The 26,509-nt window shown below is 69.0% G+C and carries 25 protein-coding genes and 1 pseudogene; 16 read left to right on the top strand and 10 right to left on the bottom strand.

The features are described from left to right. Window positions 1-106: 106 nt before the first annotated feature. A complete protein-coding gene (locus AB0I19_RS20225) occupies window positions 107-496 on the bottom strand; it encodes a DUF4267 domain-containing protein (protein ID WP_357150516.1) in 390 nt (129 codons plus the stop codon). Beyond that, window positions 465-641: pseudogene (locus AB0I19_RS20220) on the bottom strand (IS5/IS1182 family transposase); the annotation flags it as partial. The gene AB0I19_RS20225 and the pseudogene AB0I19_RS20220, both read right to left, overlap by 32 nt. 941 nt (window positions 642-1,582) lie before the next feature. On the opposite strand from AB0I19_RS20220, the gene AB0I19_RS20215 reads away from it, so the two are divergent. The 6 genes from AB0I19_RS20215 to ligA all read left to right on the top strand — a co-directional run bounded on the left by AB0I19_RS20215 (window position 1,583) and on the right by ligA (window position 7,914). After that, a complete protein-coding gene (locus AB0I19_RS20215; RefSeq protein WP_357150515.1) occupies window positions 1,583-2,788 on the top strand; it encodes a cysteine desulfurase family protein in 1,206 nt (401 codons plus the stop codon). Next, entirely contained in the window at window positions 2,788-3,903 is a 1,116-nt protein-coding gene (gene mnmA, locus AB0I19_RS20210) for a tRNA 2-thiouridine(34) synthase MnmA (RefSeq protein ID WP_357150514.1), read from the top strand. The genes AB0I19_RS20215 and mnmA overlap by 1 nt, the downstream gene beginning before the upstream one ends. 38 nt (window positions 3,904-3,941) lie before the next feature. Continuing rightward, on the top strand, window positions 3,942-5,009 hold the full coding sequence (locus AB0I19_RS20205) for a methionine synthase (protein ID WP_357150513.1): 1,068 nt from the start codon (window positions 3,942-3,944) through the stop codon (window positions 5,007-5,009). Between the two features lie 66 nt (window positions 5,010-5,075). Beyond that, window positions 5,076-5,315, top strand: coding sequence for an AbrB/MazE/SpoVT family DNA-binding domain-containing protein (locus AB0I19_RS20200; RefSeq protein WP_357150512.1), 240 nt, complete (start codon window positions 5,076-5,078; stop codon window positions 5,313-5,315). Next, complete coding sequence (locus AB0I19_RS20195) at window positions 5,308-5,739, top strand: type II toxin-antitoxin system VapC family toxin (protein ID WP_201449940.1); 432 nt, start codon at window positions 5,308-5,310, stop codon at window positions 5,737-5,739. The genes AB0I19_RS20200 and AB0I19_RS20195 overlap by 8 nt, the downstream gene beginning before the upstream one ends. 87 nt (window positions 5,740-5,826) lie before the next feature. Next, window positions 5,827-7,914 (top strand): NAD-dependent DNA ligase LigA, encoded by a 2,088-nt coding sequence (ligA, locus tag AB0I19_RS20190; RefSeq protein ID WP_357150608.1) that lies wholly within the window; start codon window positions 5,827-5,829, stop codon window positions 7,912-7,914. Window positions 7,915-7,938: 24 nt separating this feature from the next. Here ligA and AB0I19_RS20185 read toward each other — a convergent pair whose 3' ends face one another. After that, the gene (locus tag AB0I19_RS20185) at window positions 7,939-8,277 is read right to left on the bottom strand and encodes a hypothetical protein (protein WP_357150511.1); all 339 of its coding nucleotides are present in this window, start codon (window positions 8,275-8,277) and stop codon (window positions 7,939-7,941) included. A gap of 366 nt (window positions 8,278-8,643) precedes the next feature. Here AB0I19_RS20185 and AB0I19_RS20180 point away from each other — a divergent pair, with 366 nt between their 5' ends. The 3 genes from AB0I19_RS20180 (at window position 8,644) to AB0I19_RS20170 (ending at window position 10,775) form a co-directional block, all read left to right on the top strand. Then, the gene (locus AB0I19_RS20180) at window positions 8,644-9,828 is read left to right on the top strand and encodes an ATP-binding protein (protein WP_357150510.1); all 1,185 of its coding nucleotides are present in this window, start codon (window positions 8,644-8,646) and stop codon (window positions 9,826-9,828) included. 18 nt (window positions 9,829-9,846) lie between these two features. Continuing rightward, entirely contained in the window at window positions 9,847-10,191 is a 345-nt protein-coding gene (locus tag AB0I19_RS20175; protein ID WP_357150509.1) for a hypothetical protein, read from the top strand. Between the two features lie 65 nt (window positions 10,192-10,256). Continuing rightward, entirely contained in the window at window positions 10,257-10,775 is a 519-nt protein-coding gene (locus tag AB0I19_RS20170; RefSeq protein WP_067636926.1) for a GNAT family N-acetyltransferase, read from the top strand. On the opposite strand, the gene AB0I19_RS20165 is transcribed toward AB0I19_RS20170, so the two are convergent. Next, complete coding sequence (locus tag AB0I19_RS20165) at window positions 10,768-11,418, bottom strand: amino acid-binding protein (RefSeq protein ID WP_181698526.1); 651 nt, start codon at window positions 11,416-11,418, stop codon at window positions 10,768-10,770. The two genes, AB0I19_RS20170 and AB0I19_RS20165, sit on opposite strands and share 8 nt — an antisense overlap. A gap of 214 nt (window positions 11,419-11,632) precedes the next feature. Between AB0I19_RS20165 and gatC the strand changes: the two genes are divergently transcribed. Together gatC and gatA are read left to right on the top strand one after the other, a co-directional pair. Then, window positions 11,633-11,929 carry an Asp-tRNA(Asn)/Glu-tRNA(Gln) amidotransferase subunit GatC gene (gatC, locus tag AB0I19_RS20160; protein WP_067493225.1) on the top strand — a complete coding sequence of 99 codons (297 nt, stop codon included), beginning with the start codon at window positions 11,633-11,635 and terminating at the stop codon, window positions 11,927-11,929. Beyond that, the gene (gatA, locus tag AB0I19_RS20155) at window positions 11,926-13,413 is read left to right on the top strand and encodes an Asp-tRNA(Asn)/Glu-tRNA(Gln) amidotransferase subunit GatA (protein WP_357150508.1); all 1,488 of its coding nucleotides are present in this window, start codon (window positions 11,926-11,928) and stop codon (window positions 13,411-13,413) included. Before gatC ends, gatA begins: the two co-directional genes overlap by 4 nt. Before the next feature lie 127 nt (window positions 13,414-13,540). Here gatA and AB0I19_RS20150 read toward each other — a convergent pair whose 3' ends face one another. Together AB0I19_RS20150 and AB0I19_RS20145 are read right to left on the bottom strand one after the other, a co-directional pair. Further along, window positions 13,541-13,972 carry an SRPBCC domain-containing protein gene (locus tag AB0I19_RS20150; protein ID WP_357150507.1) on the bottom strand — a complete coding sequence of 144 codons (432 nt, stop codon included), beginning with the start codon at window positions 13,970-13,972 and terminating at the stop codon, window positions 13,541-13,543. Window positions 13,973-14,012: 40 nt separating this feature from the next. Then, a complete protein-coding gene (locus tag AB0I19_RS20145; RefSeq protein ID WP_357150506.1) occupies window positions 14,013-14,765 on the bottom strand; it encodes a hypothetical protein in 753 nt (250 codons plus the stop codon). A 166-nt stretch (window positions 14,766-14,931) separates the two neighbouring features. On the opposite strand from AB0I19_RS20145, the gene AB0I19_RS20140 reads away from it, so the two are divergent. Next, entirely contained in the window at window positions 14,932-16,095 is a 1,164-nt protein-coding gene (locus AB0I19_RS20140; RefSeq protein ID WP_357150505.1) for a histidine kinase, read from the top strand. A 9-nt stretch (window positions 16,096-16,104) separates the two neighbouring features. Then, window positions 16,105-16,770: a response regulator transcription factor gene (locus AB0I19_RS20135; protein ID WP_067493235.1), complete on the top strand. Its 666-nt coding sequence runs from the start codon at window positions 16,105-16,107 to the stop codon at window positions 16,768-16,770. A 10-nt stretch (window positions 16,771-16,780) separates the two neighbouring features. On the opposite strand, the gene AB0I19_RS20130 is transcribed toward AB0I19_RS20135, so the two are convergent. Next, window positions 16,781-17,677, bottom strand: coding sequence for a hypothetical protein (locus AB0I19_RS20130; RefSeq protein WP_357150504.1), 897 nt, complete (start codon window positions 17,675-17,677; stop codon window positions 16,781-16,783). A 160-nt stretch (window positions 17,678-17,837) separates the two neighbouring features. Here AB0I19_RS20130 and AB0I19_RS20125 point away from each other — a divergent pair, with 160 nt between their 5' ends. Next, a complete protein-coding gene (locus AB0I19_RS20125) occupies window positions 17,838-20,747 on the top strand; it encodes a protein kinase (protein WP_357150503.1) in 2,910 nt (969 codons plus the stop codon). A gap of 2 nt (window positions 20,748-20,749) precedes the next feature. Here the strand turns inward: AB0I19_RS20125 and AB0I19_RS20120 are convergent, their stop codons facing one another. The 3 genes from AB0I19_RS20120 to AB0I19_RS20110 are packed head-to-tail and all read right to left on the bottom strand — an operon-like array spanning window position 20,750 to window position 24,316. Then, window positions 20,750-23,239 carry an FtsX-like permease family protein gene (locus tag AB0I19_RS20120; protein WP_357150502.1) on the bottom strand — a complete coding sequence of 830 codons (2,490 nt, stop codon included), beginning with the start codon at window positions 23,237-23,239 and terminating at the stop codon, window positions 20,750-20,752. Then, window positions 23,236-23,958, bottom strand: a complete 723-nt coding sequence (locus AB0I19_RS20115) for an ABC transporter ATP-binding protein (RefSeq protein WP_225279117.1) — start codon at window positions 23,956-23,958, stop codon at window positions 23,236-23,238. The genes AB0I19_RS20120 and AB0I19_RS20115 overlap by 4 nt, the downstream gene beginning before the upstream one ends. Window positions 23,959-23,992: 34 nt before the next feature. Beyond that, on the bottom strand, window positions 23,993-24,316 hold the full coding sequence (locus AB0I19_RS20110; RefSeq protein WP_357150501.1) for a hypothetical protein: 324 nt from the start codon (window positions 24,314-24,316) through the stop codon (window positions 23,993-23,995). A 156-nt stretch (window positions 24,317-24,472) separates the two neighbouring features. Here AB0I19_RS20110 and AB0I19_RS20105 point away from each other — a divergent pair, with 156 nt between their 5' ends. Together AB0I19_RS20105 and AB0I19_RS20100 are read left to right on the top strand one after the other, a co-directional pair. Next, window positions 24,473-25,771 carry a histidine kinase gene (locus AB0I19_RS20105; RefSeq protein ID WP_357150500.1) on the top strand — a complete coding sequence of 433 codons (1,299 nt, stop codon included), beginning with the start codon at window positions 24,473-24,475 and terminating at the stop codon, window positions 25,769-25,771. Further along, complete coding sequence (locus AB0I19_RS20100; RefSeq protein ID WP_357150499.1) at window positions 25,768-26,457, top strand: response regulator transcription factor; 690 nt, start codon at window positions 25,768-25,770, stop codon at window positions 26,455-26,457. The genes AB0I19_RS20105 and AB0I19_RS20100 overlap by 4 nt, the downstream gene beginning before the upstream one ends. Window positions 26,458-26,509 lie beyond the last annotated feature (52 nt).

Genomic DNA, 26,509 nt, shown 5'->3' with positions numbered 1-26,509 from the left:
TCGCCGCCGAAGCGGTGGGCGGCAACCTGCACTACGCGTCCACTTCCGTGTTGGTCGACGGAGCTCCGCCTTCATTTCCCTCGTCATCGGCTGATCGTCGCCGTCCTCACGCGGCCGCCAGCGCACCACCAGCGGGCACGGCGGTGGCTTCGCCGGTCTCGCGCGGGGTCGATGCACCGATGACGAGTATCAGGGCGGCGGTCAGGCCGTGGACGCCGAACGCCGTTGCGGCGGAACCGTTGTGGAGCATGACGTTGGTCATGTCACCGAGGGGGATGAGCGCTTGCGCCAGGAGGACCACGCCGAGCGCGCGGCGGTGACCGGTCAGGAGGAGAGCGGCGAGGATCAGGCCGCCCGCCACGTCGCGGACTCCCTTCGCGTTCAGAAGTCCGCCGCCGTCGCCCACAGGCCAGCTCGGCAGGCCGAAGCCCGGGGCGACGGTCTCGGGGGCAGGACGTAGGACTACCCCGCCGCCGCAGGTAGGCGCGGTTGGCACGGGAGCTGTAGGCCTTGTCGGCCAGCACCCGATCTGGTCGCGTGCGGGTCTGCCCGGTCACGAACTGGGGAACCCCGATCGCGTCGAGGACCGCTGCGAACCGCGGGCTGTCACCCCACTGACCAGGAGTGATCACCAGCGCCAAGGCAGGGTGCGGGCCAGCGTCGTGATCGTGGAGAGGTAATCAGCAGCCGCGTCCAGATGCCTGCGCTGCTGTTGGCGCGGATGCTGGAGTCTGGCTGCTCCGGCACAGCGCCGCGCTTCCGCCGCATTCCAGCCGCAAAATTGTCGAACACCGCGCGGACCTCGTCGTCGGTCAGATCGGCGACGAGTTCATGGCGATATCGGACCGTGTCGCGGTCACGAACAGGTCGTCGGAACAGTCCCGCGAGCTCGAAGTCGTCCGAAGACCGACTATCACGGGGATCACCTGATCGAGACGCAGATCCGCGACGGTTGCTTCGTCGACGGACACCGACTCCACCACCGATGGCTCCCGCGGCCAGACAACACTGTCAGCGCGCACCGGCGCCCCGTCCCACGCTGGGCGGCATTCGCAGCCGCCAGAGCCGACCTCGAACGTCGATACCAGAGGCTGGGTAGCCCGTACACAGCTCGTCCAGCGACCTCGTCCAGGCCTTTACGCGGCGGTACGACGACAAGCGTGCCAAGTGATCTCGGGCCCGCCCCGTGCATGCACCGGTGGCGGCCCGGCACTGGCATGCGGAATATTGCATTTGTCACGATAGCGGCGCCGCCAGCGGCTGTTGTCGGCAGCTGCACGGGCGTTCCCGGCCTAGCAGGCGTGTGCGCTGCAGGCAGCCGTCGGCGGTCCGAGGAGCATCTACACGGGTGCGGAATCTCGCATTCATCTGCCTATCAGGTCGCCGGGCCGCTGCGGTCCGACAGCCCGGCCTTCGCTCGCAAGCTATCTCGACCGTCTCAGCGGCCCACTCTTCGCCGATTCGGGAATGAAAGTAGGTGATACACGTGTTGGAAGTCCCGGGTGAATCGTTGAAAAATCGTAGAGAGCAGGGGTGGACCCCGAAGATGACCAGGTCAGCGGTGGTATAGGCTTTGTCGGTCATGAAGTCGGCTTATTCGGGTGCGCCCAAGACGGTCTACCTCGATCATGCGGCGACCACTCCGATGTTGCCTGCCGCTGTCGAGGCGATGACCGCTGCCTTGGGGATGGTGGGGAACGCCTCGTCGCTGCACGGGTCGGGGCGGGCGGCGCGGCGGACGCTCGAGGAGGCGCGGGAGTCGATCGCCGCTGAGTTGGGGGCGCGGCCGTCGGAAGTGATCTTCACCTCTGGGGGCACCGAGAGCGACAATCTCGCGATCAAGGGGATTTTCTGGGGGCGGCGGGCTGCCGATCCGCGCCGGACCCGGCTGGTGGTGAGCTCCGTCGAGCATCACGCGGTGCTCGACGCGGTGGAGTGGCTCGAGCAGCACGAGGGTGCGCAGGTGAGCTGGTTGCCCGTCGACGGCGAGGGTGTGGTGTCGCCGCACGCGCTGCGCGAAGTGCTCGAGGCGCACGGTGACGAAGTGGCGCTGGTGAGTGTGATGTGGGCCAACAACGAGGTCGGCACCGTCCAGCCCATCGCCGAATTGGCTGCCGTCGCACAGGAATTCGATATTCCGATGCACAGCGACGCCATCCAGGCGGTGACCCAGGTTCCGGTCGATTTCGGCGCTAGCGGGCTGGCCGCGCTGAGCGTCGCGGGGCACAAGGTCGGCGGTCCGCACGGGATCGGTGTGCTGTTGCTCGGTCGGCAGGTGCCCTGTGTGCCGCTGATCCATGGTGGCGGGCACGAACGTGACCTGCGTTCGGGAACCTCCGACGTGGCGGCCGCCGTCGGCTTCGCCGCCGCCCTGCGCGCCGCCTCCGTCGAGGCCGCGCACAGCCTGAAAGCGTTGCGCGACAAGCTGATCGCCGGTGTGCTCGCGCTCGAACCCGACGCTGTGCTCAACGGCCCGGCCGACGAACGCAGACTCCCCGGCAACGCCCACTTCACCTTTCCCGGTTGCGAGGGCGACTCCCTGCTGATGCTGCTCGACGCCGCCGGTATCGAATGCTCGACCGGCTCGGCGTGCAACGCGGGGGTGGCCTCGCCGAGTCACGTCCTGATCGCCATGGGTGTCGAGCCGTGGCAGGCGCGCAGTTCGCTGCGGTTCTCGCTGGGCCACACCTCGACCGAATCCGATATCGACACATTGCTGACCGTGCTGCCGCAGGTCATCGAAAGGGCCAGGGCCGCGGGTCTGGCCGGCGCTAGAGGAGGTGCCTGATGCGAGTACTTGCCGCCATGAGTGGTGGAGTCGATTCGGCGGTGGCCGCGGCGCGGGCCGTGGACGCCGGTCACGAGGTGGTCGGGGTGCATCTGGCGCTGTCGGCGTCGCCGGGCACGCTGCGCACCGGGTCGCGTGGCTGCTGCTCCAAGGAAGACGCCGGTGACGCGCGTCGCGCCGCCGATGTGCTCGGCATCCCGTTCTACGTGTGGGATTTCGCCGACCGCTTCAAAGAAGACGTGATCGACGATTTCGTCGCCGCCTACGCCGCGGGCGAGACCCCGAACCCGTGCCTGCGCTGCAACGAGAAGATCAAGTTCTCCGCCCTGGCCGACCGGGCGCAGGCCCTCGGCTTCGACGCCGTGGTCACCGGGCACTACGCCCGCCTCGAAGGCGGTGTGCTGCGCCGCGCGGTCGACGCGGACAAGGACCAGTCCTATGTGCTCGCGGTCCTCACCGCCGAGCAGCTGTCCCGGGCCATGTTCCCGGTCGGCGACACCCCGAAGCCGCGTATCCGGGAAGAAGCGGCCGAGCGCGGTCTCGCCGTGGCGAACAAGCCCGACAGCCACGACATCTGCTTCATCCCCTCCGGCGACACCCGGGCGTTCCTCGGCGCCAAGATCGGCATCCGCCCCGGTGCGCTCGTCGATTCCGACGGCACCGTGCTCGGCACCCATGAAGGCGTGCACGGGTTCACCGTCGGTCAGCGCAAGGGCCTCGGCCTGAGCCACACCGCCGCCGACGGCAAGCCTCGCTACGTCACCGGGATCGACCCCGATTCCGGCACGGTGAAGGTCGGCTCGGTGGAAGACCTGCAGGTCGACGTCATCACCGCCGACCGCGCCATCTGGACCTCCGGCGTGCGCCCGACCGAACCGGTCGAGTGTGTGGTGCAGGTGCGCGCCCACGGCGGCACCGCGCCCGCCGTCGTCGAACCGGTGGGTGACGGGCTGGTCGCGCGGCTGCGTGAACCGCTCAGCGGCGTCGCGAAGGGTCAGGCCATCGTGCTCTACCTGCCCGATGCCGACGGTGGCGACACCGTGGTCGGCAGCGGCACCATCAACGGCACCGATCGTGCCGGGGTCGACGCGGGGATCACCGACGCTTCCGCCTGAGGAGCGCGCCGTTCGACGACACGAAAGGTGTTGTGTACGTGACATTGTCGCGAAGCGAGAACTCCGAGGAGAGCGCGCCCGCGGACCTGCTCGTCGGCGGCATCGCCACGGGCATCGGGTCGTGGCCGGGCACCGATCCGAGGGAAGCCGCCGCGACGATCATCGGTGAACTGCCCGACCTCGCGCACCTGGTCGAACTGCCGCAGCGCGGAATCGGCGCCGACATGATCGGCCGGGTTTCGGCCTTGCTGGTGGACCTGCGCTTCGATTCGACAACGCGCGGATACCGGCTGGCCGCCCGTCCCGGTGCTGTTTCACGCCGAGCGCGCGATCTGCTCCAGTTCGACCTCGACGCCATCGAAGAGGCGTGGGAGACAGCAGGTCTGGTCGGTACCGGCCGCGTCGTGAAGCTGCAGTCGGCCGGACCGCTCACTCTGGCCGCTGAGGTGGAACTCCCCGGTGGGCATCAAATCCTCACCGATACCGGTGCGGTACGCGATCTTTCGGAATCCCTCGCTGAGGGATTGGCACGGCATGCGGACGAGGTGCGCAGGCGGCTCGGCGCCGAGGTTGTCATCCAGCTCGACGAACCGCAGCTCACCACGGTCCTCGACGGCTCGCTGCGTGGCCCGAGCATCCTCAATACGATCAGCGCTCTGCCCGAACCCGAGGCGCTACGCATCTTCGACACGGTGATCGACGCCCAGAGCGCCCCGGTTCTGTTGCACACCTGCGCTTCTCGGCCCGCCCTCGCCACCATCGGCCGCACCGCCGCCGCCGGAATCTCCTTCGACGCCTCCACCATTACCACCGCCGACCTCGACGTGCTCGGCGACATCGTGGACCGCGGCAAGAAGATCGCTCTCGGCCTCGTTCCGACGGAGCAACCGGCCGCGCCGACCACCTGGCGGGCGATCGCGGAACCCGCCGTCCGCCTGATCGACCGCCTCGGCTTCCCACGCACCACCCTGGCCACTCAGGTGTTGGTGACCCCGGGGTGCGGGCTGGCAGGCGCACCGCTGGACTGGGCCCGCAAAGCCCTCTCTCTCAGCACCGACGTCGCCCGCGCGTTCACCGAGGACCCGGAGTCGATCAACTTCGAATAGCTTTCCGCTGGTCGGCTCATCAGAGGTACCATCTATTACGTAGTTGCCTAATAGATGGAGTCCGACATGCGCATGAACGCGAACGGCCAGGTCACCATCCCCGCTGAGCTGCGGGCGAAGTTCAATCTCAAAGAAGGCGACGAACTCGACGTGATCGAGGACGGCGGCGCGTTGCGCATCGTGGTTCGTGGTGGCGAGGACAGCCCCGGCGAGCGGCTCGTTCGCCAGATGCGTCGGCATCGATTCGACAATCCTGAGGTCGCGGGGTTGACGACCGACGAGATCATGGCGCTGCTGCGTGACTGAATCAGTTACCGCCCTGCGGCGAACCACGTTGGTCGACAGCTGTGTGCTCATTGATGTGCTGGACGGCGACCCCACCTGGGAACAATGGTCGGCTTCGGAGTTGTCCGCCGCTCGCAACTCCGGGCGAGTGGTGATCAATCCGTTGATCTACGCGGAGGTCTCGATCGGCTATTCGACGAAGGAAGCGGTGGAGGCCGCGTTGCCGCCTCAGGCGTTCGAGCGTGAACCGCTGCCGTGGGACGCGGCCTTTCTGGCTGCTCGGGCCTTTCTCGCCTACCGTCGGCGGGGCGGTGAGAAGCGGTCACCTCTGCCTGACTTCTATATCGGTGCGCACGCCGCGATCAGCGGATACCGGCTGCTCACTCGTGATGCGGCACGCTATCGCAGCTACTTTCCCACCGTCGAGGTCATCTCGCCGGTATGAGGCCGCGACGTGCGGGAACGGTCGCCGAAAGTGTCGGTGGCCTCCACTAATGTGCTGGGTGTGAGTGAGAGCGACAGCGCGGTTTCCGTGAGTGCCGAAGGTGCCACCCCCGAGCAGCGGGTGCGGTGGCAGCAGTTGGCCGACGAGGTGCGGGAGCACCAGTTCCGCTACTACGTGCGGGACTCGCCGATCATCACCGACGGCGAGTTCGACGCGCTCCTGCGTGAACTGCAGGCGATGGAGGAGGCGCACCCCGATCTGCGCACACCCGATTCGCCGACCCAGCTGGTCGGCGGCGGATTCGCCACCGAGTTCACCGCGGTCGACCACCTCGAGCGCATGCTGTCGCTGGACAATGTGTTCGACTTCGACGAACTGCGCGCCTGGGCCGCCCGCGTGGAGGCCGAAACCGGTCCCGACCTGCACTACCTGTGCGAGGTCAAGATCGACGGTGTGGCCCTGAACCTGGTGTACGAGAACGGCAGACTGGTGCGCGCCGCCACCCGCGGCGACGGGCGAACCGGTGAAGACGTCACCCTCAACGCCCGCACCATCGACGACATCCCCACCGAACTCACCGCCACCGTGGAGTTCCCCATCCCGGAACTGCTCGAGGTACGCGGCGAGGTGTACTTCCGGCTCGAGGATTTCCAGACGCTCAACGCCCAGATCGTGGCCGAAGGCAAACCGCCCTACGCCAACCCGCGCAATACCGCCGCCGGCTCGCTGCGCCAGAAGAACCCCGCGATCACCGCCCAGCGCAAGCTGCGGATGATCTGCCACGGGTTCGGTCGCATCGACGGCTACCGACCCACCTCCATGCACGAGGCCTACCAGGCGCTCGCCGCTTGGGGACTGCCGGTGTCGGAGCACACCCGGCTGGTGCAGGGCGTGGACGCGGTGATCGAACGGGTCGCCTACTGGGGTGAGCACCGCCACGACATCGAGCACGAGCTCGACGGGCAGGTCATCAAGGTCGACGAGATGGCATTGCAGCGGCGGCTCGGCTCCACCTCCCGTGCCCCGCGCTGGGCCATCGCCTACAAGTACCCACCGGAAGAGGCGACCACCACGCTGCTCAACATCGAGGTGAACGTCGGCCGCACCGGGCGAGTCACCCCGTTCGCCGTGATGGAACCCGTCACCATCGCGGGATCGACGGTCGCGATGGCCACCCTGCACAACGCCTCGGAGGTGAAACGCAAGGGTGTGCTGATCGGCGACACCGTCACCATCCGCAAGGCCGGCGACGTGATCCCCGAGGTGCTCGGCCCGGTGGTCGACGCCCGCACCGGCGACGAACGCGAGTTCGTGATGCCCACCCACTGTCCCAATTGCGGCACCGAACTGGCGCCCGCGAAAGAGGGCGACGCCGACATCCGCTGCCCCAACCAGCAGTTCTGCCCCGCTCAGCTGCGCGAGCGGGTGTTCCATCTCGCCGGGCGCGGCGCCTTCGACATCGAGGCGCTCGGCGACAAAGCGGCCGACGCGTTGCTGCGCTCCGGCGCCATCACCGACGAAGGTGATCTGTTCGATCTCGACGAGCAGAAACTGCTGTCGGTTCCGCTGTTCACCAACAAGGAAGGCGGCTTGTCCGCCAACGGCAGGCGGCTGCTGGAGAACCTGCAGGCGGTGAAGGACCGTCCGCTGTGGCGGGTGCTTGTCTCGTTGTCCATCCGGCACGTCGGCCCGACCGCCGCCCGCGCGCTGGCCGCCGAGTTCGGCAGCCTCGAACGCATCGAATCCGCGACGGTGGAAGAACTTTCGTCGACCGACGGCGTGGGTCCGACGATCGCCGCGGCCGTGGTGGAGTGGTTCACCGTCGACTGGCATCGCGCCATCGTCGACAAGTGGCGGGCCGCCGGTGTGCGCATGGAGGACGAGCGCGACGCCTCCATCGAACGCACCCTCGAGGGGCTGTCGATCGTGGTCACCGGCTCGCTGCAGACCTTCACCCGCGACGGCGCCAAGGAGGCGATCCTGGTCCGCGGCGGCAAGGCGGCGAGCTCGGTGTCGAAGAAGACCGCGTTCGTGGTGATCGGCGATTCGCCCGGTTCCAAGGCCGCCAAGGCCGAAGAACTGGGTGTGCCGATCCTCGACGAGGACGGTTTCCGCCTGCTGCTCGAGCAAGGGCCGGTAGCGGTCAGCGCCCCGGCCGAATCAGAAGCCGAGTAGCGACGGCCCCGGGCCGGGTTCGGCTCAGCTCGGGGTGACGGTGACCGTGTTCGCCATCTGGGTGCGGATGTCGAACTGGGCGCACTGGCCGTTGGTGAGCTCCACGTGCCGGTGTGTCTTCTTCGAGTTGCCCTCGATGTCGACGACGACATCGCTACCGGTCATCGAGCACACCTTCGACACCGGCGCCTCGGTGTAGCTGACGGTCCCGGCCCCCTGGCAACTGTTCGTCGAGTTTCCCAGGAACACCCGTGCGGTCCCGTCCGGACAGGGATCGGCCGCCGCGGTCGGCGCACCGACCATCAGCACCGGAACCACGGCCCCGGCCCCCAACGCCGCAACAACCAGCCCACGAATCATCACTGCAGCTCCGCCTCTCACCGATTTTCGGCCAGACTACGCCAGACCCACACCCCCGCGCGCGACATGCACACGATCGCAAATCTGGACACTTCCGCCGAGACCCAGCGACTCTCAACTTTCCAGGGGTGCCGATGACGCCTGTTACCGTCGGTCCACACAGACCTTCTGACGTCTGTTCGAGGCCTCGGGCATCGGCTACCGCGTCGAGAGACAGGTGAGAACATGGGTAACTCACCGGGAACGGGCGACGGTGACCTGCTACATGGTCTGGCCGCCAACGGGAGTCTCCCCCCACCTGAATCTGGCCTAGATTCTCGGGGAGGCGGAATAGAGAGGCGGGACTGCACCTTGTTGCGGAGTTTTCAGGTGGCCAATCATGGGTCTTTGGCCGAGGCGCAGCAATTGCGGCTGACCAAGGGGGCCGGTGGACCGCTCGCGGTGCCGGTGACGGCGGTGTACGGCGTCGCGGCGTCGGGGAAGACCAGTGTGGTCGACGCGCTCGCGCAGATGCGTGATGCCGTGTTGAATTCGGTGAGTGGTTGGGATCCGTATGCGGGTCCGGTGCGTCGGCCGCATCTCGGATTCGCCGACCGGCCGACGGAATTCGTGGCCGGCTTCGTGGCGGAGGGCGTTCCGTATACCTACGGCTTCCGCCTCGACAGTGCTGATGTGATCGCCGAGTGGCTCTACACCCATCCTCGTTCGAGGAAGCGAATCGTGTTCGAGCGCAACGGGGATCAGGTCAAGATCGGCCCGATGTTCGAGGCGGCCCGGTACGGGGTGACGGCGCTGGTGCCGTTGCTGCGGCCGAACGCGTTGCTGCTGAGTCTGGCCGGTCAGTTGTACGCGGAGGCTCTGGTACCCGCCTATCGCTGGTTCGCGGCGAATCTGCAAGTGCAGCAGGGCGATATCGGTGCGGAGGCCTTGGCGTACGAGCTCGGCAGCCACATCTCCCGTTCGCCCGACAACGCCGCGCGCCTGCTGATGCTGTTGCGCACAGCCGATCTGGGCATCGAGGATCTGCTGATCGCCGAGCACGACCCGATGTACGCCGACTACCTGCGTGACATGGATGCCGGAATCGCCTCGCTCACAGCACAACTGGACCAGGGCGGCGCCGATGCCGTGCTGGTGGAACGGGAGCTGAGCACGCTGCGTGCCGCCCGTGACACCCTGTACCGCCGCATGGTCGACCGGCGCGGCCCCGGCCTGAGCCTGGTGCACGAAGGCATCGACATCGCGTTCGACCTGGCCGACGAATCGACGGCGACCCGCGCACTGCTACGGGTGCTGCCCGCGATGCTCGAGGCGCTCGACACCGGCGGTGTCCTCGCCGTCGACGATCTCGGTGCGGGCCTGCCGGTGGAGGAGACCGACCGTCTGGTGCAGCTGTTCCAGAACCCGGAGACCAACGCCCGCGGCGCCCAGCTGATCTACACCACCGCGAATCGCGCGCTCATCGACCGCAACAACGGCCGGTCCCAGCGCACCAGGACGGCGGTGTGGCAGGTGCGGCGGACGCAGGGCGTCAGCGAACTCGTCGGTCTGTAGTCGGCCTACCATGGGGTCATGCTCGAAGTGGTGATGGCGGCGGCCATGGTGACGATGCTCGTGGTCATGATCGGCGCCCTCCTGACCAGGCGTGGTGGCGGTGGGGGAGTCCAGGTCGAGCACGGGTTGCTGTCGGTGACCGGGGTGAGCCCGCTGCCGGCCATGACCGGCGAGCACTACGTGACCATCACCGGCACCATCACGGGCCCGTCGGTGCCCGCGAAGGTCGTGTACGGGCGGTTCGCGTGGGACGCGGCGCAGTGGCCGTCGATCGGCGACCAGCTCGATGTGGTCTACTCACCGCGCAACCCCGACCGCTGGTCCGCGCAGCACCCGGGCCTGCGCCCGTATCTCGGTAGCTGAGACGGTCCCGATAGCCGGGACGGGTGCGTCGAAGCTCACAGCCGCCCGGGTGCGATCATGCGGGAATGCACGGCAACAACCACGCAACAGTGAGCGGTCCGCAGATCCGGACCGCGCAGCCCGACGAATACGACGCCATCTCCGCCCTCACCGTCGACGTGTACGTCGGCGACGGGTATGTGCCCGCCGACAACGACTACACGCGGGAACTGGGTGACGCGGCGCACCGGGCCGCGCACGCACAGGTGCTCGTCGCCCTGCACGAAGGGCAGGTCGTCGGTTCGCTCACGATCGCCGAACCCGGCAGTCCCTACGCCGAGATCGCCCGCCCCGGCGAACTCGAGTTCCGGATGCTTGCGGTGTCGAAGCGGGCGCGTGGCCTCGGGGTGGGAACGGCGTTGGTGCGCACCGTGATCGAGGAGGCGAAGGCGGGCGGCTACGAGGCGGTGGCGCTGACGACCATGTCCACCATGGTCGACGCGCATCGCATCTACGAGCGTCTGGGCTTCGTCGCTGTGCCCGAACGCAATTGGAGCACCGACGACGGGCTGCCGCTGTTCGTGATGCGGTTGGCGCTCAGTTGAGCACGGTCGCCACGATGCCAGCGAGGTAGCCGAGCCGCGCGACCTCGGACGGGCGGAAATCGGGACCGCCCGGGCGGCCGAGCAGCAGCGCCTTACCTGACCCGCCGAGCGGGGCGGCCGCGAGTTTGGTGTCCATGTCGCGCCAGATCTGCGGCACCCATTCGGCTTCGCCGTCGAGCCCCATCGGCTTCTCGATGGGCATCCACGGAGCCGAACCCGCTTGTGTCTCAGGGGCACTCGGGCTGCCGACCACCCGGTACGCGCCCGACGGTCCGAGCGCGATGATGGTCGACCAGCCCGCCCGTAACACCCGAGGTACCCCGTCGACGAGGACCTGCATGCGGTCGTCGCGCGCGCCGGCGACCTGATCGATCAGCTCGAGTTCGCGATGGGTGTCGAGGACGCCGGAGTACGGGCGGATGGAGTCGACACTCACATCGCGCACGGATTCGGCGGCGGTGATGAGGGTGTCGGGCAGTGCGCCGGTTGGCACCTCGACGACAAGATCGTCGATGGCGAATCCCGCGCCGCGCTCGACGACGTCGAGCGAGAGGATGTCCGCGCCCACTCCGCCGAGTGCCAATGCGAGGGAACCGAGGCTTCCCGGTCGATCCGGAAGTTGCACGCGGAGCAGGTATGACACGTGCGTTCCTTTCCTTGACGGCCGAGGCTGTTCGAGACGAATACCCGGTGAAGCAATACTTACACCCCCAACCGGGGGATCTCGACTCGAGTATGACCCCATCGCGGCGAGGAGGGCGAACTTTCGTGCGAGGCGGGTGCGTCCGGGGCTGTTCGCCCACCTCGTTAGGCTGTACCGGAAGTTCTTCCCACCCGAAGCCGAAAGGGGTCCCGCGGTGCCCGCAATCTCCCGCGACGAGGTCGCTCACCTCGCCCGGCTGTCCCGGCTGGCGTTGACCGACGCCGAACTCGACCAGTTCGCCGGTCAGCTGGATTCGATCCTCAGCCACGTCCGGACCATCTCCGAGGTCGCCGCCGACGTCCCCGCCACCGCATCGCCGAACCCGACGACCAATGTGACCAGGCCCGACGTGGTCGTGCCCGGCCTCACCCCCGAGCAGGCGCTGGACCAGGCGCCCGCCGTGGAAGAACAGCGTTTCCTGGTCCCGCAGATTCTGGGAGAGGGCGAATGAGCGAGCTGACCACGCTGTCGGCGGCCGAGCTGGCGAGCAAGATCCACGGCGGCGAGGTGTCCTCCACCGAGGTCACCCAGGCGCACCTGGACCGCATCGGCAAGGTCGACGGCGAGCTCAACGCCTTCCTGCACGTCGCGAGCGAGCATGCCCTCGCAGCGGCCGCCGTGGTCGACGCCGCGATCGCCGCCGGCGAGCAGCCCGCCTCGCCGCTGGCGGGAGTTCCGTTGGCGCTCAAGGACGTTTTCACCACCACCGACATGCCGACCACGTGTGCGTCGAAGGTGCTCGAGGGGTGGATGTCGCCCTATGACGCCACCGTCACCACCCGGTTGCGTGCGGCAGGCATCCCGATTCTCGGCAAGACCAACATGGACGAGTTCGCCATGGGCTCGTCCACCGAGAACTCCGCGTACGGCCCCACCCGCAACCCGTGGGACACCACCCGCATCCCGGGCGGTTCCGGCGGTGGTTCGGCGGCCGCGCTGGCCTCGTTCCAGGCGCCGCTGGCCATCGGCACCGATACCGGTGGGTCGATCCGTCAGCCCGCCGCGGTCACCGCGACCGTGGGCGTCAAACCGACCTACGGCACCGTGTCCCGCTACGGTCTCGTCGCGTGCGCGTCGTCGCTCGACCAGGGTGGGCCGTGTGGTCGCACCGTGCTCGACACCGCGCTGCTGCACGAGGTGATCGCCGGGCACGACCCGCGCGACTCCACCTCGCGCAAGGTGCCGGTCGCCCCGGTGGTCGAGGCCGCGCGCCAGGGCGCCAACGGTGACCTGACCGGTGTGCGCGTGGGTGTGGTGCGCGAATTGCATTCCGACAGTTACCAACCCGGCGTGATCGCCTCCTTCGACGCCGCCGTCGCGGTGCTGAAGGAACTGGGCGCCGAGGTGATCGAGGTGTCGTGCCCGAGCTTCGAGTACGCGCTGTCCTCGTACTACCTGGTGATGCCGTCGGAGGTGTCGTCGAACCTGGCGCGCTTCGATGCCATGCGCTACGGCCTGCGCGTCGGCGACGACGGCAGCCACAGCGCCGACCAGGTGATGTCGCTGACCCGTGAGGCCGGTTTCGGCCCGGAGGTCAAGCGCCGCATCATCATCGGCACCTACGCGCTGTCGGCCGGCTACTACGACGCCTACTACGGCCAGGCTCTGAAGGTGCGCACGATGATCGCGCGCGACTTCGACGCCGCCTACGAACAGGTCGACGTGCTCGTCTCGCCGACCAGCCCGTTCACCCCGTGGAAGCTGGGCGAGAAGGTCGGCGACCCGCTCGCCATGTACCTGTCGGACCTGTGCACCCTGCCGACCAACCTGGCGGGCCACCCCGGCATGTCGGTGCCGTCGGGGCTGTCGGCCGACGACAACCTGCCGGTGGGTCTGCAGATCATGGCGCCCGCGCTGGCCGACGACCGCCTGTACCGGGTCGGTGCGGCCTACGAGGCAGCCCGTGGCCCGCTGCCCACCCCGGGCGCGGTCTGAGAGTTCGTACCGAGCGGGGCTCGTCGAGGGTGAGAATCCTTGGCGGGCCCCGCTTTTCGTAGGCGCGGGCAGCGAGGTCGGTTCGCGGCCGGGCGGTCATCGCGCCGAGTCCAGCGCGCGGGCGACGTTACGAGACGGCGCGAGCGGCGACCCCGGCCGTCATGGCGTCGAACCCGGCACGCAGGTGCTTGCCGAGCGCCAGGGTGACCACCGGGCTGAGCCAGCCGGCCAGGGTGAAGCGCGATTCGTAGCGGCAGCGGTCCTCGCCGAGCGGGACCACGGTGTGCGAGCGCAGGCTGTGCAGTGCGCCCAGCGGCACCGGCTTCATCGCGTAGCTGAACTCGACGCCCGGCGTGTGGGTGCGGATCCACTCGCGCTGGGCGCGCTTGTTGCCGCCGAGATTCACCATCATGTCGATCGGCTCGCCGGGCACCAGGGTGCTCGAGGCTTTGTAGCAGAAGGTATTCCACTCGCCGTAGTGTGCGAAATCGGTGAGCACCTGCCAGACTTTCGCGGCGGGGGCATCGATCTCGACCGTCTCGTCGATCACCAGAGTCATGCGTGAAAGCTAGAACAAGTTCTAGAAATCGGCAATGTGGTCAGATCACGCGGCGACGTTTGCGCAGCGCGTCGATGATCACCGCGCAGGCGGCCGTCACCGCGAACAACCCCAGCACCGTGCGCGCCAAGGGCCACAGGTTGGGTCGATCGGCGGGGTCGGTCTCGGCGAAGACGTTCTCCACCACCGGTGCGGCGTAGTCCTGCCTGCGCGAGTTCACGTCGACGGCGGTGAAGGCGATATCGGCCATCACACCGCAGCGCGCGCGGGAGAACTCGTCGTCGCGCAGCTCACAGGCGGCGTGGATGCGCCGGTTCAGGGCCGCGTCCACCGAGCGCCGTGCCCACGGGCCGAGCGGCTCGTCGACCCGCTCGGCGTAGCGCAGCATGTCGTAGCCCAGGTCGTGGGCCTTGCAGGCGGCCTCGAACTCGCCGGGCAATGTCACCGGGGAGGAGCAGCCGCCGTTCGGATTCACCAGCATGCCGTCCTGCTCGGCCGGGTCGTACCCGAACTTGAAACCGAAATCGCGAGGGATCAGCGCGGGCACGTCCGGGTCGTCGTCGGTGAGGGAGTGCACCACGGCGGTGGCGGCCGCGTTCTCGACCCCGCTGCCCGGGGTGGTGCCCATCGCACCCGGGGCCGACATCACGACCGCGGAGGCCATCGCGAGCCCGGCGGTGCACAGCGCGATGCCGCTGCGGCGGCGATGGGGAGTGGTGGTGTCGGCGGGCGACGCGGAACCTGTGGCACGGGCACGGCGAGCGGCGGGTGCCGGGCGAAGCGGGGTTTTCATGGCCTCCGACAGTAAGGAGCGGGTCGTACGGCGGGCATCCCGCTGTGGACCGGTTTCGCGAGGCGCACGGGTGGTGTCCCGGCGCCGGGGTCACACCAGGGTAGGGGGTCGCAGTTGGTTCGTGGGTATGAGGTGGGTCGGCGACCGGTTTCCTAGGCTCAGGACCATGACCGGACAACTGCGTACCACCGTGCGCCGGATCGACGCGACCACCTGGTTCGACCTGGCGACCGTGCTGGTAGCGCTCATTCTGTACAGCATCGCGTGGCCGACGCTGTTCGTCACCCACCAGGTGCCCGCCGCTGTCGCACCGCTCATCTCGGGGCTCGCGGTGTTCCCGCTCCTGCTCGTCCGGATCAACCCCGCCCTCGGCTGGGCCGTCTCCGCAGGGTCGGCGCTGCTCATCTCGCTGGTGATCTCGCCCACCGCCGACAGCGACCTGCCGTTCCAGGTGGTGCACGTCATCGTGCTGTTCGTGCTGCTGTTCGCGGTGGCGTTGCGCGCGCCGCTGCCCGTGGTGGTCGTCGCGTGGGCGGGGCAATCGATGCTGTTCGCCACGACCATGCCCGGTTCGGCCGACGGTCCGCTGTGGGGGTGGCCGGTCGGGTTCGGTGCGCTCGCGCTGCTCGGCTATCTGCTGCAGACCCTCGGCGCCTCACGGGCCAAACTCGAGGAACAGGCCGAGGTGACCGAGGTGGAACGCGCGCGCCGAGCCATCCTCGAGGAGAAGGCGCGCATCGCCCGCGACCTGCACGATGTGGTCGCCCACCACATGTCGATGGTGGTGGTGCAAGCCCAGACCGCGCCCTACCGGATCACCGATCTGCACCCGGCCGCCACGGCGGAATTCGAATCCATCGGTGCCACCGCGCGCACCGCGCTCAACGAGATCCGCGGCATGCTGGGCGTGCTGCGCAGCGACGGACAACTGCCCGAACACGCACCGCAACCGCGTGCCGCCGACGTGCCCGCGCTGTGCGAGTCGGCCGCGCGTGCCGGTCTGCCCGTCGAGTGGACCGTCGACGGTGATCTGTCGGCCGTGCCCGAGACCACCGGGCTGGTCGTGTACCGCGTCGTCCAGGAGTCGATGGCCAACTGTGCGCGGCACGCGCCCGGTGCGCCCGTGCGCGTCGCCGTCGGCGTGCGGCCGGGGGTGGTCACAGTGACCGTGCACAACGACCCCGCCACCGGTGTGGCGAGCAAGAGCACAGGCGGCGGGCACGGCATCGACGGCATGCGCACCCGGGTGGCGGCGGTCGGCGGACAACTGCTCGCCGGACCCACTGCGACCGGCGGATTCGAGGTCTCGGTGACGCTGCCGACCCCGTAAGGTGGTCGCGTGGCTATTACCGTCTTGATCGCCGACGACCAGGCGATGGTCCGGCAGGGCTTCGGCGCTCTGCTCGGTGCCCAACCCGATATCAGCGTCGTCGGTGACGCCCCCGACGGCAAAGTGGCGGTCGCCGAAGCCAAACGGCTGCGCCCCGACGTCGTCCTGATGGATGTGCGCATGCCCGAGATGAACGGGCTCGACGCCGCCCGCGCCATCCTCGCCGCCGGTTTCGACCCGCCCGTGCGGGTGCTCATGCTCACGACCTTCGACATCGACGACTACGTGTACGAGGCACTGAGCCTCGGCGCCAGCGGATTCCTGCTCAAGGACGCACCCGCCGAGGAGCTGGTGCGCGCGGTGCGGGTCGTCGCCGACGGACAGGCCCTGCTCGCACCGACGATCACCCGCCGCTTGATCGCGGATGTGACCCGGCGGCGCAACACCGTGCGCACCGCACCCTCGCCCGCCCTGTCGACGCTGACACCCCGCGAACGCGAAGTACTGGAGCTGGTAGCCAAGGGCCTGTCCAACACCGAGATCGCGAGCGAACTGTTCGTGGCCGAGCAGACCGTGAAAACGCATGTCTCCAAAGTCTTTTCCAAGCTGGGCCTGCGCGACCGGGCCCAAGCGGTCGTCCTCGCCTATGAATCCGGTCTGGTCGTACCCGGCTGAGCGGGCCCGCTCAGCGCGGGCACACTCCGCCGCGCAGATCGGGCAGATGACGTGCCAGGAGCAGCGCCATCCGGTCGAGCAGGGCGGTGGTGTCCTCGAAGCTGCCCGAATCCGCCTGTGCGGCAAGGGCAACCGCCAATTGGCCGCTGCCGACGGGGATCAGCCCGAACTGGCGGACCGTGTACATGCCGGTGTCGTCGTCGGGACCCCAGCCGCCCTTGAACTCCGCGTGGTCGAGCAGGCCGAGACCCCAGCCCTGCTCGGGGGTGATCTCGCCCATCAACCGCATCACGACCTCGGTGTCGGGCAGGCACGGCAGCTTGGAGGCGAACCGCACCTGGTTGGCCAGCGACCATTCGGTGACACCGAAGGCCGTGTAGTCGAGTTCGGTACGCATCTCCGGCTTGTCGGTGTTCACCTCACCGGCCTCGTCGAGCACCTGCTGCACCGCCTCGGCGGCCGCCGTGCCGTCGCCGAGGGACTGCCACAGGCCGTAGGCGGCGTCGTTGTCCGACACCGTGATCGCGGCCTGCACCATCTCGAAGATGGACTGGTCGTGGTCGTGGCGCAGGGCGGCGACGGCGAGCGGAACCTTGATGGTGGACCAGGCGATGCCGGTGGTCCAGTCGCCGTAGATCGTCATGCGTCCGCCGCCGATCGGCATCAATGCCATGCCCACCTGGCCGGGCAGGGTTGCCTGCAGCTGGGTGAATTCGGCGGCGAGCGAGTCGGGCAGGATCACCGACTGGCCGGGACGCCAGGCCTCGCCCTCGTCGCGCTGGACCGTCGGTGCCGTTGCGGCGGTCGGGGTCCCGGGCACCGCGCACGAACCTGTCAGCGCCGCCGACACCAACAGCACACCGGACACGAGACCGCGACAGGCAGCCTTCACAGTAGAGCCAGCCACCTGAAAACCCTCCCCACCACCGGTTGCGCGGGGGCGCTGTGCTCCGGCGGTGCAAACTACTCGTCTAGCGCGCCCGGACGATCTCGGGCGGATGCCAGTAAGTTTCGCATATGCCGGAACGATCGCGCTGTCCGGCGACGGGCGCTGAAAGGGGGTCGTGGTGCACGAGATCGGTGATGTGTTCGCCGGGTTCACCATCGAACGGATGCTCGGCCAGGGCGGTATGGGGACGGTGTATCTGGCGCGACACCCGCGGCTCGACCGGTTGACCGCGTTGAAGCTGCTCAACCGGGATCTGTTCGCGGACGCGCGGATTCGGGCCAGGTTCGAGCGGGAAGCGGATCTGGCCGCGGCGCTGGATCATCCCGGCATCGTCACCGTGTTCGATCGGGGGGCCGAGGACGAACAGCTGTGGATCAGCATGCAGTACGTCGACGGGATCGACGCGGCCACCGTCGATCCACGTACCCTGCCACCGCAGCGCGCGGTGCAGATCATCGAAGGTGTCGCCGACGCACTGGATTACGCGCACGGGCACGGTGTGCTGCACCGAGACGTTAAACCGGCCAACATCCTGTTGGCGCGATCCGGCGGCGGGCAGGGGGAGCGGGTGTTCCTCACCGACTTCGGGATCGCCCGTCTGCGCGCCGACTCCACCCACCTCACCCAGCAGGGCATGTTCACCGCCACCCTGGCCTACGCATCGCCCGAACAGATGACCGGCGCCGAACTCGACCACCGCTCCGACCAGTACTCCCTGGCCTGCACCCTGTACTGGCTGTTCACCGGCCTGGCGCCCTTCGACTCACCCGACCCCAACGAGATCATCCGGGGCACTCTCTACGCACCGCCACCCCCGCTCGCCCTGCGCCGAACGGGCCTACCTCCCGCCATGGACGCGGTTCTCGCCGCCGCCATGGCCAAGCATCCCGCGGCCCGCTACGAGTCGTGCACCGCCTTCGCCAAGGCGGCTCGGCGGGCCCTCACGTCGACCGAGCCACCCGTCCTTCCCGCCTCGTACCCGCCGCAATCCGTCCAGGGGCAGCCCCCCACAGCTGTGCCCGCCCCGGGGTTCGCGCCGCCGTTACCCGCTGGGCCCCAACCCAATTGGCACCCGGCATCACCTCCGGTGGCCCCGGCCGTCGGCCAGCCCTATGTCGGCCCGCCGGTTCAGCAGCCGGTGGTTCAACCGCCGGTGCCGCAAGGTCCGGCGCCGCAGCCGCTCCCGCAACAACCTGGGGCTGCTCAACCACCCGCACAGCCGCTCGCGCCCCGGCCGCCGGTTCAACCGCTCGCGCAGCCTCCGTCGTACCAGCCCGCGGCCCCACCGCCGGCTCCGCGGCCACCGGCTCAGTCAGCCGCGCAGCAGCCGCCGGTCGAACAGCTACCGGATCGGTCCGCGCACCAGCAGTCGGCGACACCGCGTGGTTCGGTGGGCGGAGCAAAAGCCGTTGCGGCAGATGTTTCGTCGTCGGTCGGCAAGACAGTCGTGCCCGCCGGCGCCGTCGCGGGGGACGTGTCGAGCACAGCTGCGACCGATGTCCTCGGTATGCCGAACAGAGATCGTTCGGACGCCCAAAATTCCTCGGCACGAACGGATGTCACTGCTGTGCCTGGCATGGCAGCGAGTAGACAGGACAGCGCACCGGGAGCAGCCGGTGGTGCGACGCACACGACGCCCAGCGGTGCGGAAGCGGCCTCGCCGGTCACCGGGGCTGACGGCGAAAGTGCCGCCAGTCCGGCTGTGGAAGCTGCCGAGCCGGCGGCCCCGCGCGCAGAGACCGCCTGGGGAGATGGAGCGGCGGCGAGCGCGCGGCCGACGTCGACCGGAAGTGGAACCCCAGCAGTCGGCAGCGCGGAAGTCGGGAACGCACGCACGCACGTCGATATGCCGGACGGCTCAGCGATTTCGGGTGCTGGGGAACACAACGCCGATGCCGAGTCGGACACCGATGGCGGCGCTGAAGAACTGCCCGATCGGGGCGATTCCGTTGCGCCGGATCTGAAAGATGAGTCGGATCATGGTGCTTCCCCTGTCGGCGACCCCGTAACAGATGCCGCGGCGGTGGACCGGCCGTTTGCGCTCGGCGGCGTGCCGGGGTCGGACGGTGGTGAGAACGTGCCGTCGCCCCCGGCTGCCGGGGAGGCGGCGCAGGGCGGAGAAGGCTCCGACGTCCCGGATTTCGGTGCGCACCGGGATGGTTCGGGTGGCGGTGAGCGCGGGCCCGATGTCGGGGCGGTGCCTTCGCAGGCCGCGGCCACACCGGTCGCGTCGGCGGGGACGCCGATGCAACCGCCGGGGGGAGGGCCGGGAATGGGTGGTCCTGGGCGGCCTCCGCAGGGGCGGCATCCTCGGCCGGTTCCCTATCGTCGGCAGTCGGCGGTGTCTCGGCCGGTGTCGGGGTTGCAGCGGCTCGGGTGGGTGGTGCTCGCGGCGCTGGTTGTCGTGTTGGTGACGGTGGTTCTGGCGCTGGTCGTGGCGGTTCTGCCGGATGGGGACGACGAAGAGGGGGCCATCGGTGGGGTGGTGACGGGGCCGTCGAGTGCCGTGGCGGAGGCGACCGATTCGTTCCTGGCGAGCAGGCGGGTGTTCCCGACACTGGTTCCGCAGGGCACCGGGATCGAGGGGCAGGGGTATCGCGGGGCGAATTGTGTCGGGGTTCGGCAGGTGAGCGAATTGGCGTGGAAAGAGCCTGCGCTGCAGTGGAACCCGATCAGCGCGGGGTGGCAGTGTGACCGGGTGGACAACGCGCTCGGTGCGGTGAGCTATCTCGTCCTCGAGTACCCGAACTCCGCGCAGGCCCGTTCCGCCATGGATGCATTCCCCGCCGCCGTCCGCTTCGGGGCGGAGAAGGACGGTGTGCCGGTGACGGTGCGGCGCTGGGTGGTGCCCGATCCGGCCACCAGCCGCGTCCAGACCGCGCACCAGGTGATCGGCTTCCCCGGTGACCCGGACCGCGACAACTATCTCGTCGTGGTGAGCCGCCGGGGCAGCAGCGGGACCGGCGGCGCACCGCGGCCCTCCGCCCAGGACGAGGTGATCGCCTGGTGGGCGGAGGTGCCGCTGTGACCTCAGTCGACGGCCAGCGCCGCGACGATCGGCATGCGCGACGCGCGCACCGCGGGCGGGATGGATCCGAGTAGCGCCAACCCCAGCGCGACGATGCCGTAGACGACGAGCAGCGGGCTCGGCGCGTAGGCGATGTCGATGGTCATGGCGTGCCCGATCGCCACGGTGCCCAGGTACTGGACCGCCGCACCGGTGACCATGCCGATCGCCGCACCGACGATCCCGATCCCCGCCGCCTCGGCGAGTACCGAGCGCAGCAGGAACTTGCGATTGGTGCCCATGGCACGCAGCACTCCGAGCTCGCGGCGCCGTTCGAGCACCGACAGCATCAACGTGTTCAGCAACGCCACCGTGGCCACCAGCACCACGATCCACAGGATCATGGTGCTCATCGCCGCACCCTGCTCCACGCTCGAGGAGATGGCCGCGACCATGGCGGCACCGGTGTCGACATGGATCGGCTCGGGCACCACGGCCCGCACCGCCGCCTGCACCGCGGCCGGATCGGCACCCGGTTCGAAGCGCACCGCGAGCACCGTCTCGCCGGGCCGCTGATACCACTCCCGCATCTGGTCCAGGCTCATCATCACCACCCCGGAGATGGCGGTGAAGTACGGAATCACCTGGAGCACAGTGGATGTGCGCTCGCCCGAAGGAGTGGGCATGGTGATCCGATCGCCGACCTCGAGGTCCAACGACCGGGCCACATCGCGGGTGACGACCACGCCTTCCCCGCGCGCCATCCGGTCGATGACGGCCGGGTCGACGGCACCGAGCCTGCTGTCCTCCACCCGTGGCGGGTAACCCTGCAGCATCACCCGCCCGCTGCCGATGGTCGCGAACGCCATCTGCCCCGGGCTCACGTTCGCGACGCCGGGCACGGCGGCGACCTTGTCCGACACGTCGGCGGGAAGCACGGGCCCGGTGGGGAACTGTTCGACCGGACTCGGACTCACGTACAGATCGGCTTCACCGAGACTCTGGAACGAGTCGGTCGCCGAATCGACCATGTTCTGCGACGCGCCACCGAGCGCGACGACCGCGGCCACCCCGATCGTCACCGTCATCGCCGTCGCCCACACGCGGCGCGGCGCACGTTCCAGTGTGGTCGCACCGAGTGCCCCGGGCGCACCGAACCAGCGGGCGATCGACCCGGCCGCCCGCACGATCGGCCCGGTCGCGGCGAAGCACAGCACCACCGTCGCGGTGAACGACACGGTGATCGCCGCCAACGACAGCCGACCGAGATCGATGTAGGCCAGCGCGACGGCCGCACCGATGAGAGCGATACCACCGACCAGCGCGGCCCACCGCAGCCCGCGCCCCGCGGCGGCGACATCGCCCGACTCGACAGGGGCGAGCGCCTCGACCGGCGCGACCTGATACACCTGCCGGGCCGCGATCGCCGCGGCCAGCACGGTCGCGACCACACACGCGGCGATCGCGACGGGCACCGCGTAGTTCGGGACGAGGAACTCGGTGCGCGCCTCCACCGACTGCACCATCGCGGCAGGCAGCCGGTCGATGGAGAACCGGCCCATCACGGCACCGATCGCCGAACCGATCGCGCCACCGACGAGCCCGAGAATCGCCGCCTCCACGAGCAGATCACGCACCATCGGCCCACGCTGACCACCGATCGCGCGCAGCAGCGACAGCATCGGCCTGCGTTGTGCCACAGCCATACTCATCGCGTTGTAGATCAGGAACGCCGCCACGATCAGCGCCGCCGCCGAGGACATCAGCGTCGAGTACCGCATGATCTGGATGGCACCACCCGCCTGCGCCGTCCGCAGGCTGGGTTCGGCGACCACGGCCCGTCCGTCGACCGCCGCGGTGAGTGCCGCGCGCAGCTCGGCGATATCGGTGCCGGGCTTCGCCATGATCTGCACCGAATCGAGCCTGCCCACCCGGTCGGTGAGGAACTGGGCCAGTGGCAGCGGCGCGGCGACGACGTGACCACCGTTGAGACGATCGGTGGCCGCCTCGTCGAGCACGGCGGCGACCGTCGCGGTGCCGCCGCCGATCGGGATCGAGTCACCCTCGCGGTAACCCGTCGCCGCACCGACCAACACGCCGCGCGGCGTGCTGACCAGCTTGGCCGTGTACTGCGACATGGGCCCGGTCAGATCGCCTCCGAGCGCGCTGATGTTCTGGTCGGCGCCGATCAGCAGGGCCCGGTCGGGGCCCGCGCCGAGTGTGCTGCGCAGCATGGGAGCCGCCGTCGCGACACCGGGCGTGGCCGAAATAGCGGGCAGCAGAGACTGTTCGAAGCCCGCGTCGGTGATACCGGTGATCTCGAGGACCGCATTGCCCGCGAGACCCTTGGTGAGCCGGTCGACCGACCCGGTCACCGATCCGGAGATGCTCAGCACCGCCACAAGCAGCGCCGCCGAGACCGCCATCACCGCGGTCGACATGACGGTGCGACCAGGGTGCCGGACGAGGTCACCGATATTGAACAGCCGCAACCGGTCCAGTGCCGCGATCATGCGCGCACCCGCGCGGGCACCTGGTCGTCGGCCCCGATCTGCCCGTCGCGCAACGTGATCACGCGATCGCAGTAGGCGACGGCACCCATGTCGTGGGTCACCATCACCACCGAATTGCCCTGCGCGGTGATGTCACCGAGCAGGCCGAGGATCGACTCACCGGTCTTGGAGTCGAGGTTGCCCGTCGGTTCGTCGGCCAGGATCAGCGGCGGGTCCATGATGAGTGCGCGCGCGACCGCCACCCGCTGCATCTGTCCGCCCGAGAGCTCGGCGGGCCGGTGCTGCGCGCGGTCACCGAGCCCGACCAGGTCGAGCAGTTCCAGCGCGCGGGGCTTGGCCTTGCGTAATCCGGTGCCGTCCAGCAGTTTCGGCACGGCCACGTTCTCCCAGGCCGACAGCGTGGGCAGCAGGTTGAAGAACTGGAAGACGAAACCGACCTGCTCGAGCCGGAACGCGGCCTGCCGGTCTTCGTCGAGATCGCCGATCTCGGTGCCGCGGAAGCGAATCGAACCCTCGTCGGGCCGGTCGAGTGCACCGAGCAGATGCAGGAGGGTGGACTTGCCCGAACCGGACGGACCGATGATCGAGGTGAACTGCCCGGTCTCGATGCGCAGGCTCACGTCGTCGAGCGCGCGTACCTGCTGGTCACCTACGCGATACCGCTTGACGACGCCGGTCAATTCCAGCATCGGAGGTTGCGGTGTGCCGTTATCGGTCATGTGTTGTCCCCCAAGGGTATTCGGGTGGCGGGTCTCAGCGCGCCAGGGCGCAGTCGCGGGTAGTCTGCCCGATCGCGGTGTGCGCGTCGAGAAGAGCACGCAGCGCGGGCTGTTCGGCCGCGAGCTCGAGATAGGCCTCGACCAGGGTTTTGCCGTCGAACTCGGCCTGCTCGACTTTGACGCGCAGGTGGTTGTCCCAGCGGTTCGCCAGCGCCCGGAGCAGGCCGTCGACGCCGCCGAAGAGACGGTCCAGGTCCGGTAGACCGGCGAACAGACCTGGGTCGTTCGGGTCGACCTGCGCCCTGGCGAGAACGGTGTGCACGATGTCGGTGCGTTGATGCAGCTCGGTCCAGGTCATGAACTTCACCTTCCGTGAGCGGGTGCAGCCAACGCTACGGAGCGCGAGGCGGCGATTCGTCGTGCCGGAGACGCGACTTCTTCTCCTACCCAGGTAGGAGGCGCGGACCGTTCCCGGGACGATGTCGCGGGCTGCCCAGGCGGCTAGCCTGACAGGATGGAGGTGATCGACACCGTTGCGGCACGGAGGCCGAGGCCGACGGCCCGGCTGCGCGCGGTGGCGCACCGGTTCACCGAGTCCGTACGGACGCGGCTCGCCTCCTTGCCCTACGACTACCCGCCCGCGCTGATCGTGTCGGCCGACGTCGCATTGCTCGCGGTCACCGGCGCCGCGATCATCCAGCGCCACGAGTACTTCCCGACCGTGCTGCCGCTGCTCGCCATGTTCGCGGCATTCCTGCCGGTCCCGCTGTACGCGCTGTTCGACATCAAGCCCTATCCGGTCCTGTTGAAGGCCAGCGGGCTGCTGGCCTGCGCGCTGTTCCTGCTGCAACCCGTCCCCGCCGACTTCGCCCCCTTCGTCCTCGTCGTCGTCGCGGGCGAGGTGGCGGCGGTGACGACCCGGGGCATGACGCTCGGTTTCACCCTGCTCGCGATCGCCGAACTGATCGCCTTCGACCTGGCCGGACACCTGGAGTGGGGTGGAGAACGGCTGGAAGGACTGCCGATGTACGTGCTCGGCATCGTGCTCGGCACCTTCGTCGGGATGATGCTGCAGTACCAACGCCGGTTCCTGTACCAGGAACGCGAGAACCAGGCCATCCGAGCCGGTCAGGCCGCCGACGAGGAACGACGCCGAATCGCGCGCGAAGTACACGACGTGATCGCGCACTCGCTCTCGATCACCCTGCTGCACCTCACCGCCGCGCGCCGCGCACTGCAAACCGACGAGGACGTCACCGAGGCGGTGGAGGCGCTCGTCGACGCGGAACGCCTCGGCCGCCAGGCCATGGCCGACATCCGCCGCACCGTCGGCATGCTCGACACCAGCCCCGCCCAGCCGAAGCCGGAACCCGGCGCCGCCGATATCGACGAACTGGTCGGTGACTTCCGGCGCGCGGGACTCACCGTCGACTACCAGCGCACGGGTGAGCTGTCGGTCGTCACCGGCGCGGTCGGCCACGCGCTGTACCGCATCGGGCAGGAATCGCTGGCCAATGTCGCCAAACACGCACCGGGTGCCGCGGCGACGGTGCGGCTCGACGTGACACCGGAACTCGCCGCCCTCGAGGTGCGCAACGCCCTGCCCCTCGGCCCGCCACCACGCCTCGGCACCGGAATGGGCTTGCGCGGCATGCGCAAACGCACCGAACTACTCGCCGGAACCATCAGCGCCGGAATCGACGACGACGGCTGGACCGTGCACGCCCAGTTTCCGCTGAAATCGGGCTCCTGCGGAACACTGTCCACCATGCTGCCCGGCTTGCTCCGGCCGAAAACCCAGGAGGACCAGTGACGGCCGCCGCGCCGATCGACAACCCCGTCTCCGTGCTCGTCGTCGACGACCAGGAACTGGTGCGCGGCGGACTGCGCCGCATCCTGCGCCGTCGCGACGGGTTCGTGGTCAGCGAATGCGCCGACGGTGACGAGGTGGCGGCCGCCGTCGCCGCCGAACGGCCCGACGTGGTGCTGATGGACCTGCGCATGAAACGGGTCGGCGGCATCGATGCGACCCGTTTGCTGCGCGCGCGATCCGACGCGCCACCGGTCCTCGTCCTCACGACCTTCGACGACGACCAACTGCTGTCGGGCGCCCTGCGCGCGGGCGCGGCGGGCTTCCTCCTCAAGGACTCACCCGCCGAGGACCTCATCCGCGCCGTCCGTACCGTCGCGGCGGGCGGCGCCTGGCTCGATCCGTCGGTAACCGGTCGGGTGCTCACCGCCTACCGAACCGTGAAACACGCCGGTACCCGCACCGACCGCCGCCTCGGTGACCTCACCGCCCGCGAGTACGAGGTGCTCGAACTGATCGGACGCGGCCGGGTCAACGGCGAGATCGCCACCGAACTGGGCATCTCGGAAGTAACTGTGAAAAGCCATGTCGGACACATATTCGGCAAGCTCGACCTGCGCGATCGCGCCGCCGCCATCGTGTTCGCGTTTGACCACGGCATAGTGACACCGGGAGAATCGTCGTTCTGAGACGCGGGTCCCACGGCCCGCAAGACGTGGGAGGCGGACGCCGGTGCAGGCA

The organism is Nocardia sp. NPDC050413 (assembly GCF_040655475.1).
GTDB lineage: Bacteria > Actinomycetota > Actinomycetes > Mycobacteriales > Mycobacteriaceae > Nocardia > Nocardia coubleae.
The sequence above is the reverse complement of the archived record's forward strand: the minus strand, read 5'-3'. Positions and strand labels throughout refer to the sequence as shown.